The organism is Flavobacterium hydrophilum (assembly GCF_003202405.1).
GTDB classification, from domain to species: domain Bacteria; phylum Bacteroidota; class Bacteroidia; order Flavobacteriales; family Flavobacteriaceae; genus Flavobacterium; species Flavobacterium hydrophilum.
The window spans coordinates 97,719-110,977 of record NZ_QJHL01000009.1; the positions used below are offsets into that span (position 1 = coordinate 97,719).

General features: G+C 33.2%; 10 protein-coding genes and 1 tRNA gene. All 11 read left to right on the forward strand.

What is annotated here, in order from left to right; translation table 11 throughout:
- The first annotated feature begins 36 nt into the window (after nucleotides 1-36).
- Entirely contained in the window at nucleotides 37-1,266 is a 1,230-nt protein-coding gene (gene mraY / locus DMB68_RS22855) for a phospho-N-acetylmuramoyl-pentapeptide-transferase (protein ID WP_110348943.1), read from the forward strand.
- On the forward strand, nucleotides 1,267-2,598 hold the full coding sequence (gene murD, locus DMB68_RS22860) for a UDP-N-acetylmuramoyl-L-alanine--D-glutamate ligase (RefSeq protein ID WP_110348944.1): 1,332 nt from the start codon (nucleotides 1,267-1,269) through the stop codon (nucleotides 2,596-2,598).
- 70 nt (nucleotides 2,599-2,668) lie between these two features.
- Nucleotides 2,669-3,976: an FtsW/RodA/SpoVE family cell cycle protein gene (locus DMB68_RS22865; protein WP_110348945.1), complete on the forward strand. Its 1,308-nt coding sequence runs from the start codon at nucleotides 2,669-2,671 to the stop codon at nucleotides 3,974-3,976.
- A 42-nt stretch (nucleotides 3,977-4,018) separates the two neighbouring features.
- Complete coding sequence (murG, locus tag DMB68_RS22870; protein ID WP_110348946.1) at nucleotides 4,019-5,104, forward strand: undecaprenyldiphospho-muramoylpentapeptide beta-N-acetylglucosaminyltransferase; 1,086 nt, start codon at nucleotides 4,019-4,021, stop codon at nucleotides 5,102-5,104.
- A 156-nt stretch (nucleotides 5,105-5,260) separates the two neighbouring features.
- The gene (murC, locus tag DMB68_RS22875) at nucleotides 5,261-6,601 is read left to right on the forward strand and encodes a UDP-N-acetylmuramate--L-alanine ligase (protein ID WP_110348947.1); all 1,341 of its coding nucleotides are present in this window, start codon (nucleotides 5,261-5,263) and stop codon (nucleotides 6,599-6,601) included.
- Nucleotides 6,598-7,320, forward strand: a complete 723-nt coding sequence (locus tag DMB68_RS22880; RefSeq protein ID WP_110348948.1) for a cell division protein FtsQ/DivIB — start codon at nucleotides 6,598-6,600, stop codon at nucleotides 7,318-7,320. The genes murC and DMB68_RS22880 overlap by 4 nt, the downstream gene beginning before the upstream one ends.
- Before the next feature lie 6 nt (nucleotides 7,321-7,326).
- The gene (gene ftsA / locus DMB68_RS22885) at nucleotides 7,327-8,739 is read left to right on the forward strand and encodes a cell division protein FtsA (RefSeq protein ID WP_110348949.1); all 1,413 of its coding nucleotides are present in this window, start codon (nucleotides 7,327-7,329) and stop codon (nucleotides 8,737-8,739) included.
- Between the two features lie 84 nt (nucleotides 8,740-8,823).
- Nucleotides 8,824-10,803: a cell division protein FtsZ gene (ftsZ, locus tag DMB68_RS22890; RefSeq protein ID WP_110348950.1), complete on the forward strand. Its 1,980-nt coding sequence runs from the start codon at nucleotides 8,824-8,826 to the stop codon at nucleotides 10,801-10,803.
- Nucleotides 10,804-10,987: 184 nt separating this feature from the next.
- Nucleotides 10,988-11,437: a GatB/YqeY domain-containing protein gene (locus DMB68_RS22895; protein WP_110348951.1), complete on the forward strand. Its 450-nt coding sequence runs from the start codon at nucleotides 10,988-10,990 to the stop codon at nucleotides 11,435-11,437.
- Between the two features lie 77 nt (nucleotides 11,438-11,514).
- Nucleotides 11,515-11,588 (forward strand) — tRNA-Arg (locus DMB68_RS22900).
- Between the two features lie 229 nt (nucleotides 11,589-11,817).
- Nucleotides 11,818-11,997, forward strand: coding sequence for a hypothetical protein (locus DMB68_RS22905; protein ID WP_110348952.1), 180 nt, complete (start codon nucleotides 11,818-11,820; stop codon nucleotides 11,995-11,997).
- Nucleotides 11,998-13,259 lie beyond the last annotated feature (1,262 nt).

The window sequence follows — 13,259 nt, forward strand, 5'->3', positions numbered from 1 at the left end:
TGAAATTTAAAAATTGGAATTTTAAAAAATAAAGATATGCTATACTACTTATTTGAATATTTAAACAAAACAATGGATGTTCCCGGCGCAGGAGTTTTCCAGTATATTACTTTCAGATCAGCTTTAGCTTTAATGCTTTCGTTGCTTTTATCAACGATTTATGGAAAAAGGATTATCAATTTTTTACGTAAACAGCAAGTTGGAGAAACTGTTCGTGAATTAGGACTTGCAGGTCAAAATGAAAAAGCAGGAACTCCCACAATGGGAGGTTTGATTATCATTTTTGCAACCTTAATACCTGTTTTGTTATTTGCGCGTTTGCATAATATTTATATCGTATTGCTTATTGTTACCACACTTTGGATGGGTACAATTGGTTTTGTGGATGATTATATTAAAATATTCAAAAAAGATAAGGAAGGGCTTAAAGGGAAATTTAAAGTTATTGGTCAGGTTGGTCTTGGAATTATTGTTGGAGCTGTTCTTTATTTTAATCCGGCTGTTACAGTTAGAACAGATACTGGTTATAGCGAAAGTTTCAAAGCAACCAATACAACTGTTGTTCTTCCCGCTCCAGTTGAAGAAAAATCAACTGCGACTACAATTCCTTTTATAAAAAACAACGAGTTTGATTATGCTGAAATTTTAGCCTGGACAGGTGAAGGCTATGAAAAATGGGCATGGTTAATTTTTATTCCGGTTGTTATTTTTATTATCACTGCAGTTTCTAACGGAGCTAATTTAACTGATGGAATTGATGGTCTTGCTGCCGGTACTTCGGCAATATCTGTCTTAGCGCTCGGGATATTTACGTTTGTTTCCGGTAATATTATTTTTTCGAATTATCTCAATATTATGTATATACCTAATTCGGGAGAAATGACGGTTTTTATATCTGCTTTTGTAGGTGCTCTGATTGGTTTTCTTTGGTATAATTCTTATCCCGCATCTGTTTTTATGGGAGACACAGGAAGTCTTACAATTGGGGGTATTATAGCAGTTTTGGCAATTGCAGTTCGTAAAGAAATATTGATTGTTTTATTCTGCGGTATTTTCCTGGCAGAAAATGCTTCGGTAGTGATTCAGGTTTTTTATTTTAAATATACTAAAAAACGTTTTGGCGAGGGGCGTAGAATTTTCCTGATGGCACCATTACATCATCATTATCAGAAAAAAGGATATCATGAGAGTAAAATCGTGACACGTTTTTGGATTGTTGCTGTCATGCTGGCAATATTGTCAATTGTTACTTTAAAATTGAGATAGATGAGGCTGGTAGTATTAGGAGGAGGGGAAAGTGGTGTAGGAACCGCAATCCTCGGAAAGAAAAAAGGATATGATGTTTTTGTATCTGATTTTGGAAAAATAAAAGAAAGCTATAAAGAAGTTCTTATCATTAATGGAATTGCCTGGGAAGAAGAGCAACATACAGAAGACCTGATTTTGAATGCCAATGTTGTCATGAAAAGCCCGGGAATTCCGGAAAAATCCCCGATAGTAAAAAAGCTTATCGCCGCCGGTATTAAAGTGATTTCGGAAATTGAGTTTGCAAAACCTTACACCGAAGCATTGACAATTGGAATAACCGGAAGTAACGGTAAAACGACCACAACAATGTTAACGCATCATTTGCTAAAATCCGCAGGATTAAATGTTGGTTTAGGGGGTAACATCGGAAAAAGTTTTGCATGGCAGGTAGCCGAAAATAAATACGATGCCTACGTGCTTGAATTAAGCAGTTTTCAGCTCGATGGTATAATACAATACAGGCCGGATATTGCGATAATAACCAATATAAGTCCGGATCATTTAGACCGATATGATTATAAATATGAGAATTATATTGATTCGAAGTTTAGAATCACAATGAATCAAACAGAAAGCGATTATCTCATTTACGATGCCGATGATGAAGCAAGTACAGAATGGTTAAAGAACAATAAAACAAAAGCAAAATTAATTCCTTTTTCATTGACTAAATCATTCGATGAAGGGGCTTCTATAAATAACAACAAAATGGAAATAAAGATCAACCAGGAAGAGTTTACAATGGAAACAGAATACATTGCGTTAGAAGGAAAACATAATATGAAAAATGCAATGGCAGCAAGCTCTGTAGCAAAATTGATGCAAATTAGAAATGCAACAATTCGCGAAAGTTTATCAAATTTTCAAGGTGTTGAACATCGTTTAGAAAAAGTATTGAAAATTCAAAATGTACAATACATCAACGATTCAAAAGCAACAAATGTAAACGCTACTTTTTTTGCGTTAGACAGCATGAATGTTCCAACAGTTTGGATTGTTGGAGGTGTTGATAAAGGAAATGATTATAACGAATTGATGTCATTAGTTCGTGAAAAAGTAAAAGCAATTATTTGTTTAGGAATTGATAATCGTAAAATTATCGAAGCTTTTGGAAATGTTGTTGATATTATGGTAGAAGTTAACAATATGAATGACGCTGTGAAAACGGCACAAAGATTAACAGAAAAAGGTGACGCTGTTTTATTATCTCCAGCCTGTGCCAGTTTCGATTTATTCGAAAACTATGAAGACAGAGGAAAACAATTTAAACAAGCTGTTCACAACTTGTAGAGATAATTTTAAGTTTTAAGTTCCATAACATGAAACTTGAAATAAAATAAAACCTGAAACTAACAGAATTATGAAAGAGCTGGTTAACAAATTAAAAGGAGATAGGGTAATATGGTCATTCGTGGCCTTGTTAGCACTGTTTTCGTTTATGCCTGTTTTTAGTGCGAGTAGTAATTTAGCATATATTGGTCACGGTACCGGAAATACTTTAGGGTATCTGGTCAAACACCTTGCTCATATTTGTATCGGTTTTTTGATTATTTACTGGGTGCATAAAGTGCCCTATCATTATTTCAGGGCTATTTCAAAAATTGCCTTGCCGGTTGTTTGGTTTTTACTGCTTTATACATTGTTGAAAGGAACTGTAATCGCCGGAGCAAACGCAAGTCGATGGATTCAGGTGCCTTTTATTGGTATTACATTTCAGACTTCGACTTTGGCTTCTATCGTTTTGTTCATTTTTGTAGCGCGTTATTTGTCTAAAAAGAAAGAAGAAAACGAACCTTTTCAGGTTTCATTGATACAGCTTTGGTTGCCGGTTTTTATCACATTGGCACTTATTTTGCCAGCTAACTTTTCGACTACAGCATTGATTTTTGCTATGGTTATGATGTTAGCATTTATTGGCAAATATCCATTAAAGTATATTGGTTTTATCATAGGTTCAGGAATTGCAATGTTGGCCTTTTTCCTTTTGGTTGCTAAAGCTTTTCCGGAATCAAGATTCTTCAGCAGGGTTTCAACCTGGGAAAGTCGTATTTCAAATTTTACCACAGATAAACCAGATGAAGATGATTACCAGATTGAAAAAGCAAAAATTGCCATTGCATCAGGAAGGTTAGGCGGATTAGGTCCGGGTAAAAGTGTTCAGAAAAACTTTTTGCCACAATCATCTTCCGATTTTATTTACGCAATTGTGGTTGAAGAGTATGGTTTAGTGGGAGGCGTTTCGATATTATTATTGTATTTATTGTTGTTGTTTCGATTTGTAATAGCATCACATAAAGCCAATACATTATTCGGAAAATTAGTCGTCGTTGGACTCGGTTTTCCAATGATATTTCAGGCGATGATTAATATGGCAGTTGCCGTCGAATTGTTGCCGGTAACAGGACAGACGCTTCCATTAATAAGTTCAGGAGGAAGTTCGATTTGGATGACTTGTTTCTCTCTTGGAATTATCATTAGTGTAACTAAGAAAGAGGAAGAAATTGCAGAAGAACGACAAGAAAAAGAAAGAAGAAAAGAAGCGCTTCAAAGGTTAATTGATAAAGAATTAGCTGAAGAAGATTTTCCTGCTGATGAAATATATGAAGAAGGAATGTATTCTATTCAGGATAATTCCAGAAATCCAATGGACGCAGTGTTAAATAAATAAAATTGAAAAGAATAGTTAAAGACTATTACTTTATGGAAGAATATGGCAAAGTATAAATTCATATTAAGTGGAGGAGGAACTGGAGGACATATTTATCCTGCAGTTGCGATTGCAAATGAGTTAAAGTTACAATTTCCTGATGCTGAATTTCTTTTTGTTGGTGCCAAAGATAAAATGGAAATGCAAAAAGTACCTCAGGCAGGTTACGAAATAAAAGGCCTTTGGATTGCTGGTTTGCAAAGAAAGTTAACATTGCAAAATATGATGTTTCCTTTAAAATTAGCAACAAGTTTGTTAGAATCAAGAAGAATCATCAAACGGTTTAAGCCAAATGTAGTAATTGGAACAGGCGGTTTTGCCAGCGGGCCATTATTACAGGCAGCGGGTTCAGCTGGAATCCCAACTGTTATTCAGGAACAAAATTCTTTTCCGGGAATTACTAATAAGCTATTAAGCAAAAAAGCAAATGCCATTTGTGTGGCTTATGAAAACTTAGAACGCTTTTTTCCAAAAGAAAAAATTGTTTTAACGGGCAATCCGGTTCGTCAGGATTTAATTGATATTGAAAGCAAACGTGATGAAGCAATTGTTTTTTATGGTTTAGATCCAAATAAAAAAACATTGTTGGTTCTGGGTGGAAGTTTAGGGGCCAGAAGAGTAAATCAGTTAATAGAAAAAGAACTCCAAAATTTTCTTTCACAAGATGTTCAGATTATTTGGCAATGTGGGAAATTATATTTTGAAGATTATAAAAAATACAATCAGCCAAACGTAAAAGTGGTTGATTTTATTGAAAGAATGGATTTTGTTTATGCTGCTGCCGATGTTATTATTTCAAGAGCCGGAGCTTCATCGGTTTCAGAATTATGCATTGTGGGTAAACCGGTAATTTTTATTCCGTCACCAAATGTGGCAGAAGATCATCAGACCAAAAATGCACAGGCAATTGTAGATGCAAAAGGAGCTGTTTTATTGAAAGAATCAGAATTGGAAAGTCAATTTAGTATTGTTTTTGAAGCTTTATTGAAAGACGAAGGAAAACAAAAACAATTAAGTGAAAATATCAAAAAATTGGCCAGACCAAATGCTGTAAAAGTTATTGTTGATGAAATTAAAAAGTTGTTATAATATAACTTTTAAAGAAAATTATAGAACAGAATAAAAAAATTAGAACGCTATTTTTAAGTGTTTTGAGTTATTAAAATAAGAAAGATACAAAGGCTTAACTACTAGTTTTTTATAAAATGAAGTAACTGGTAAATAGCTCAAAATTAAAAAATTGAAATGAATTTAAATCAAATACAAAACGTTTATTTTATTGGTATCGGAGGAATCGGTATGAGTGCTTTGGCTCGTTATTTCAAATATATTGGAAAACAGGTTTCAGGATATGATAAAACACCTTCAATGCTAACGAATGAATTGATTGAAAGCGGTATTGATATTCATTTTGACGATAATATTGGTTTAATTCCAAATGATTATTTTGTGGAAAATACATTAGTCATTTTTACGCCGGCCGTTCCTATAACACATTCTGAGTGGAATTATTTTATAGAAAGACAATACCAAGTTAAAAAACGCGCTGAAGTTTTAGGAATTATCACAAAAGATACCTTTTGTTTTGCCGTTGCCGGAACGCACGGAAAAACTACAACATCCAGTATTTTAGGACATATATTGTATGAAAGTGGAGCAGATGTAACAGCTTTTGTGGGAGGGATTGTAGAAAATTATAATTCTAATTTAATTGGAAGCGGAAAAACCGTAACAGTTGTCGAAGCAGATGAATTTGACAGATCATTTTTGCACTTACATCCAAATATTGCCTGCGTAACATCTATGGATGCAGACCATTTGGATATATATGGCACAAGCGATGCTATTGAAGCTTCTTTTGTAGAATTTGCCTCGAAAGTTGAAGATGAAAATAATCTCTTTATAACTAAAGAATTGCCTATTAATGGTGTGCAATGTGCTATAAATGAAGATGCTCCTTATAAAGCTTTTAATATTAGAATTGAAAATGCAAGTTATGTTTTTGATGTTCAGACACCATCAGAAATCATGAAGGATTTGCGTTTTGGATTGCCCGGAAAGCATAATTTAATGAATGCATTAATGGCCGTTGCAATGTCAAAAACTTTTGGTACATCAACAGATTCTATCGCAAAAGCGCTTGCTTCTTTTAACGGAATAAGAAGACGTTTTTCGTATCAGATTAAGTCAGAAAATTTAGTTTATATAGATGATTATGCACATCATCCAACAGAAATAAATGCAGTACACCAGGCGGTTACAGAGTTGTATCCGGGACGAAAAGTATTGGCGATTTTTCAGCCGCATTTATTCAGCAGAACAAGGGATTTTGCTGATGGATTTGCAGAAAGTTTATCGGCTTTTGATGAAGTGTTTTTAATGGATATTTATCCTGCACGCGAATTGCCGATGGAAGGAATTACATCAGAATGGCTGTTGGGAAAAATGACAAATCCAAACAAAAAAATTGTTGCAAAAAATGATTTATTAGCGCAGATTAAAGCCAGTGATGCGCCAATAATTGTAACAATAGGAGCTGGTGATATTGGAGAAATGGTTCCATCAATCAAAAAAATACTAAAATGAAAATATTTAATTGGGGAAATATTAGATTAGTAGTTATTTTCGGACTGGTTTTATTTCTTTATTCGTTTGCACAGCACCGAAACGGAGATAGAAAACTGAAGAAATCGATGGTTATTTTTGTAGGAGAAAATACGCTTTTCGTGAAGCCGGAAACGGTTAATAAATTGTTGATAGAAAATAAAAGAGACGCTTCCAGTATCCGAAAAGATGAAGTAGATTTGAATAAAATTGAAAAAAGCCTTGATGCGCAGGACATGATTGAAAAGTCAGATGTTTTTGTAAGTATCGATGGAGTTCTCAAAGCGCAGGTAAAACAGAGAACACCAATAGTAAGAGTTTATGATGGTGGGAGCTCTTTCTATATTGACTATGAAGGGAATAAAATGCCTTTGTCAGACAATTTTACCGCGCGGGTTCCTCTTGTTTCGGGGACAATAAATAAAAAAAATAACGAAGATTTAGCTACTCTATTTCGCACAATTTATGACGATGCGTTTTTGAAAAAAAACATCATTGCAATAGAAATTATGCCTAATGGTAGCTTAAAAATGTTTAATAGAAATTATAATTACTTCATTGATTTTGGAAGAACAATGAATGTGGATGAAAAATTCAGGAATTATAAAGCCTTTTTTCAAAAAGCTGTTTTAGATAGTTCGTTATATAAATATAAAAAAATTGATCTGAGGTTTACGGAACAAGTAGTGTGCACAAAATAATAGAAAATGGAAAAAGATAATATTGCAGTAGGTCTAGATATTGGAACAACCAAGATAGTTGCCATGATAGGCAAGAAGAATGAGTATGGAAAATTGGAAATTTTGGGTATTGGTAAATCCAAAAGTTTGGGTGTGGCAAGAGGTGTTGTAAACAACATTACACAGACTATTCAATCGATTCAGCAAGCTATTCTTGAAGCCGAAACAAATTCAGGTTACAAAATTAAAGATGTTGTTGTAGGTATTGCAGGACAGCACATCAGAAGTATACAGCATACAGATTACATCAGCAGAAGCAATCCAGAAGAAGTAATTGGTGAAAATGATATTCAGCTTTTGATTGATCAGGTAAATAAACTGGCCATGTTACCGGGAGAGGAAATTATTCATGTTTTACCACAAGAATTTAAAATTGATGGGCAATCTGAAATAAAAGAACCAATCGGGATGTATGGTGGGAGATTAGAATCCAGCTTTCACGTGGTTGTTGGGCAGGCATCATCAATCAGAAATGTTGGAAGATGTATTCAGAGTTCAGGAATTGAATTGTCAGGATTGACATTAGAACCGTTGGCTTCGGCTGATGCTGTTTTAAGTCAGGAAGAAAAAGAAGCCGGTGTTGCACTCATTGATATTGGTGGCGGAACCACAGATTTAGCCATTTTTAAAGATGGTATTATTCGTCATACTGCTGTAATTCCTTTCGGAGGTAATGTAATTACAGAGGATATTAAAGAAGGATGTTCAATTATTGAAAAACAGGCTGAACTTCTAAAAATAAAATTCGGATCGGCATGGCCTGGAGAAAATAAAGATAACGAGATTGTTTCTATTCCTGGCTTAAGAGGAAGAGAGCCAAAAGAGATTTCGCTTAAAAATCTTTCCAAAATTATTCATGCACGTGTGGTGGAAATAATCGAACAGGTTTTTGCAGAAATTAAAGCTTATGGACACGAAGATCCGCGCAAAAAATTAATTGCAGGAATTGTTCTTACTGGTGGTGGGGCTCAACTAAAACATATTAAACAATTAGTAGAGTATATCACAGGTATGGATACGAGAATTGGATATCCAAACGAGCATTTAGCAGGGAATTCCAGTGAAGAAATTTCCAGCCCATTATTTGCAACTGCTGTTGGACTGGTAATGAACAGTATTGAGAATAGTACCCAAAGTGCTGTTAGAATGGAGATCGTAAATGAACAGCCTAAGGTTGTTTACAGAAATGTTCCTCCGGTCAACCAACAACGATACGAAGTAGAAGAAAACTACGTTGAAAGAGTAGAAACTGTTCAGGAGCCAAGAGAAGTTGTGACTAGTATTAAGGTTGAAGCAGAGTCAACAGAAACTAAAATTAGAAGATCATTTTTTGATCGATATGTTGATAAAATCAAAGATTTTTTAGACAACGCAGAATAAAAAAAGAATAAGAGAAAAGGAATTACTATTGGCCCCAAGTCAAGAGTAAAAAATGTATTAAATAAGAATTTCAAAACCAAAAAGATGATGAGCAACTCAGAATTTGGAAGCATTTCATTTGATTTACCAAAAAACCAATCAAATGTTATCAAAGTAATAGGTGTAGGTGGAGGAGGTAGCAATGCTATCAATCATATGTTTAAACAAGGTATTAAGGGCGTTGATTTCATCGTTTGTAATACAGATTCACAAGCGCTTCAAAATAGTTCAGTGCCTAACAAAATTCAGTTGGGTGTAAATTTAACAGAAGGTCTTGGAGCAGGTGCAAATCCTGATGTAGGTCAGCAATCTGCTATTGAAAGTATCGCTGACATTGAAAAAATGTTAGACCGTGGTACCAAAATGGTATTTATTACTGCAGGTATGGGTGGTGGAACTGGTACAGGAGCCGCTCCGGTTATCGCACAGTTATCAAAAGAGAGAGAAATCCTGACAGTTGGTATAGTGACAATTCCGTTTCAGTTTGAAGGGAAAGTACGTCAGGAACAAGCGCTTATCGGAATAGAAAAATTACGTAAGCAGGTTGATTCGCTAATTGTAATCAATAATAATAAATTAAGAGAAGTTTACGGAAATTTAGGCTTTAAAGCCGGATTCTCAAAAGCGGATGAAGTTTTGGCAACAGCCTCAAGAGGAATTGCCGAGGTAATTACGCATCACTATACTCAAAATATCGATTTACGTGATGCCAGAACAGTTTTGGCAAACAGCGGAACGGCTATTATGGGATCAGCTGTTTCAGAAGGTGATAACAGAGCTAAAGATGCTATAGTGTCTGCATTGGATTCTCCGTTATTAAATGACAATAAAATTACAGGAGCCAAAAACGTATTGTTGCTTATCGTTTCTGGATCTAACGAAATAACGCTTGATGAAATTGGGGAAATCAATGATCACATTCAGGCAGAAGCAGGTTACAATGCTAATATTATCATGGGGGTTGGTGAAGACGAAACTCTTGGTGAAGCTATTGCAGTAACTATTATTGCTACTGGTTTTGATGTTGAACAACAAAATGAAATCGTAAATACAGAACCTAAAAAAATCATTCATACACTGGAAGATGAGCAAAGAAGTGTTCATAATTTGACAAACAGATCACTTACTTCTTTTGATTTAAATGTTGAGACGCCTATTGTAAAATCAGAAGAGAAAATTGTTTTTGATTTAATGGAAGATACAATTCCGGCAATACAAACTTCAATAACTCCAGTTGTAGTTGCTCCAGCTATCAACCAGGAAGAATTAGTGGTAATGTCTGAGTTTATTAAAAATCTTGATGTGACGTTTGAAATTGTTTCGCCAATTACAGATATCGATTTTACTATTTCAAGTCCAGAAGTGCAATCTTTTAAGGAAACAAAACAGGTTGAGCAGAGAATTTTCGAAAGAGAAGAGCAAACTACTTTTTCATTTGATTTACCTCTTTTTAGAGCTCAACCGGAAGAAAAGAAAGAGCCGGTTGTTGAGGATAATAGAATTTTATTCGAATTGACAAATGAAACACGTAATATAAAAGTAAACGAGCCAGTTTCCTTTGTACCGGTAACAGAAGTGTCTGAGAATGGAATCATCAAATATTCGCTGGAAGAATATATGGAGGTTGAAAATGATTTAATGGGATCAAAACCGGTTGAAAAAGTGATAGAAAATGTTGTTCCTGAAGAATTAAACATCACATTAAAACCGGCAGTAGATTTTGCAAGTCAGCCTGATTTTACAACAACTTCAGAAGTTTCTCCAATGGAATTAACAATTGAAGAAACATTGCGTTTAAGAGCTGAGGAAAGAAGAAAGAAGCTAAAAGAGTTTAATTATAAATTCCACAATAACGTGTCTAGGATTGATGAGCTTGAAAAAGAACCAGCTTACAAAAGATTAGGTATCGATTTATCGAATACACAATCAAATGCGGCTAATTCAAGAATTTCTGTTGGAACTGACAGTAACAACGATTTGCAATTGCGTTCAAATAATTCATTTTTGCACGACAACGTAGATTAGTTTTGAAATCTAAATAGTAGGATAGCCCGAAAATTGGATTTAATTTTCGGGTTATTTTTTTTATCTTCGCACAGAATTTAGAAATTTGATTTCTTTTGATGATAAAAGGAATTTAAGTTCGCAGAAATTTTATCTTTTTACATTATACAATCATTATAAGCATTGCTTATTTAAATAAAATAAAATGAGTTTACAGACACAAATCATGGACGAGATAAAAACTGCCATGAAAGCAAAAGATACAGTGGCGTTAGAATCATTACGAGCCATTAAATCTGAATTATTGTTGGCTTCTACAGCTTCAGGATCTAAAGAAGAATTAACCGAAGATGAAGAAGTGAAATTGCTTCAAAAGTTAGTTAAAACCCGTAAAGAGAGCGCAAGGATTTTTACTGAGCAAAATCGCCCTGATTTAGCAGATCCGGAATTAGCACAAGTTGCAGTTATCGAGAAATTTTTGCCTGCACAATTAAGTGAAGAAGAGGTAGAAGTTGTAATTGCTAAAATTATTGCAGAAACAGGAGCATCGGGAATTGCTTCAATGGGTAAAGTAATGGGATTAGCATCTGCCCAATTAGGGGGAACTGCTGAAGGGAAAACCATTTCTACAATAGTTAAGAAGTTACTGTCTTAATTCCCAATATAAAAATTCTAATTAGATGCGTTATGAAATTAGAATTTGGAATTTAAAATTGAGTATTAATATTAATTGACCACGTAGTTCAACTGGATAGAATATCAGATTTCGGCTCTGAGGGTTGGGGGTTCGAACCCCTCCGTGGTCACTTTAGAATTTAAAAGCCTGAGAATATTGTTCTCAGGCTTTTTTTGTAGTTCGAAAATGATTGTCGAGTTTTTTTGCAATGTCAGTGTTTGTATCAGGTTTAGTTCTAGCTCCGTCAAGGATCTAAAATTCTGGAATAATTTTTTATTTGCATATTGAAAATAAAGTTATTAGTTCGTTTTGTTAAATAATAATAGTTTTTGGAAGATAAACTTTGTAAATAATTAAAAATGGAAATTGCATTTAATCATAATTTTTATGTGAGGAATATGGATGAAAATTTCAATTACGATTTCATAGAGAATCAAAATCATGATAAATTAACAAATTGCTATTATCCAAAAACTATTAAAGATTTATTCATGATTGAAAAAGGAAATGAAATTGAAAATTTGGAATTTAATTTATAATAATGTTGATAAAATTGTAGTTTACAAAAAGATATATCATATACGATTCATATTCTTGTTCCTAAAAGGAGAGATGTTGATTGAGGTGTTGATAATTTAAATTTTATATCTAATAATATTATGGATAAGATAGTATTAGATGATTTTAAAATATTGGATCATGCTGGTATTAAAACTTCACTAATATTGAAGGTTATTTTATTCAGAGTATAATTTTAGGGATAAAAAAATACTAAAGAAATTCCGATAGTTTAAAAGCTAAGTTATTTTTATGGTTATCCTTTTGATAAAATAAATGATAAATAAAAATTAGAAGAAGGGCTTGTTAATTAACTTAAATATTATTGTTTAATTTTTTAAATCTTCCAATAAATGGTTCTAATTCTGTACTGTCAAGTCACTTTGGAGGACAATCATTTTTGATTGTCTTTTTATAATATATTGATTTTAGTTGTTTAGCTGTGTTTTTGTAGGTCTTTGGTTAATTTGGTTTTTTAAATTGTTTCAATGATAATGTCAAAATGGATAGAAAAAAATAATTGTGTGTTCTGTATTCCTTGCTGGTGTTGTCCTCAATTCTGGATTAATCTTTCTTTTGGTTGTCCTTGATAATTTAAAACCTACAAGATTAAATTCATTTTTATTATTATCTCATTCATAAAAAGAGAAAAGTAAAATTATTTATGTTTATTTCTTTTCTCAATTTGTGGTACTGTGTTTGAATTTTATTACAATATATAAATGCCTACTCAAATTTTTCTCTTAACGATGTGTTAGCCTATTTGAGTGCGAATTCCCTCCTTTATAAATAAGACTTTGTATTTTTGTAAAATAGTATAGTGTGTTGTAAAGCTATTGTAAAGTTCAAAGTAATATGGTTTTTTATTATTTTTCGGCTCAAAGATAAAGAGGTTCCTGAAATATATTAAGAAGGAGTGTTTTGTGTGAGTGGTTTCTATGTTAATTACTTTAATATCGTATTTTTTTTAAAATTTCGCCTAATTGTAACTTGTAGTTGTTTTTTTTATTAAAAAGTTTTGTTTGTAAAAAGGGTTTTATCAGAGAGTTAAGGGAAATATTAAAAAAAAGGTTTAAATTATGCAATAAAAAGTCTTTGAAATGTAAATAGATGTGCTACTTTTGCACCCGCAACAGCGAAATGGTTCATGGAAATACTGGCAAGAAACAAGAATCAAATGAAAAGAAGTTTTCTAAAAAAAAGATTCAAAAAAGCTTGCGAGATTTGAAAATGCTTTTTACAT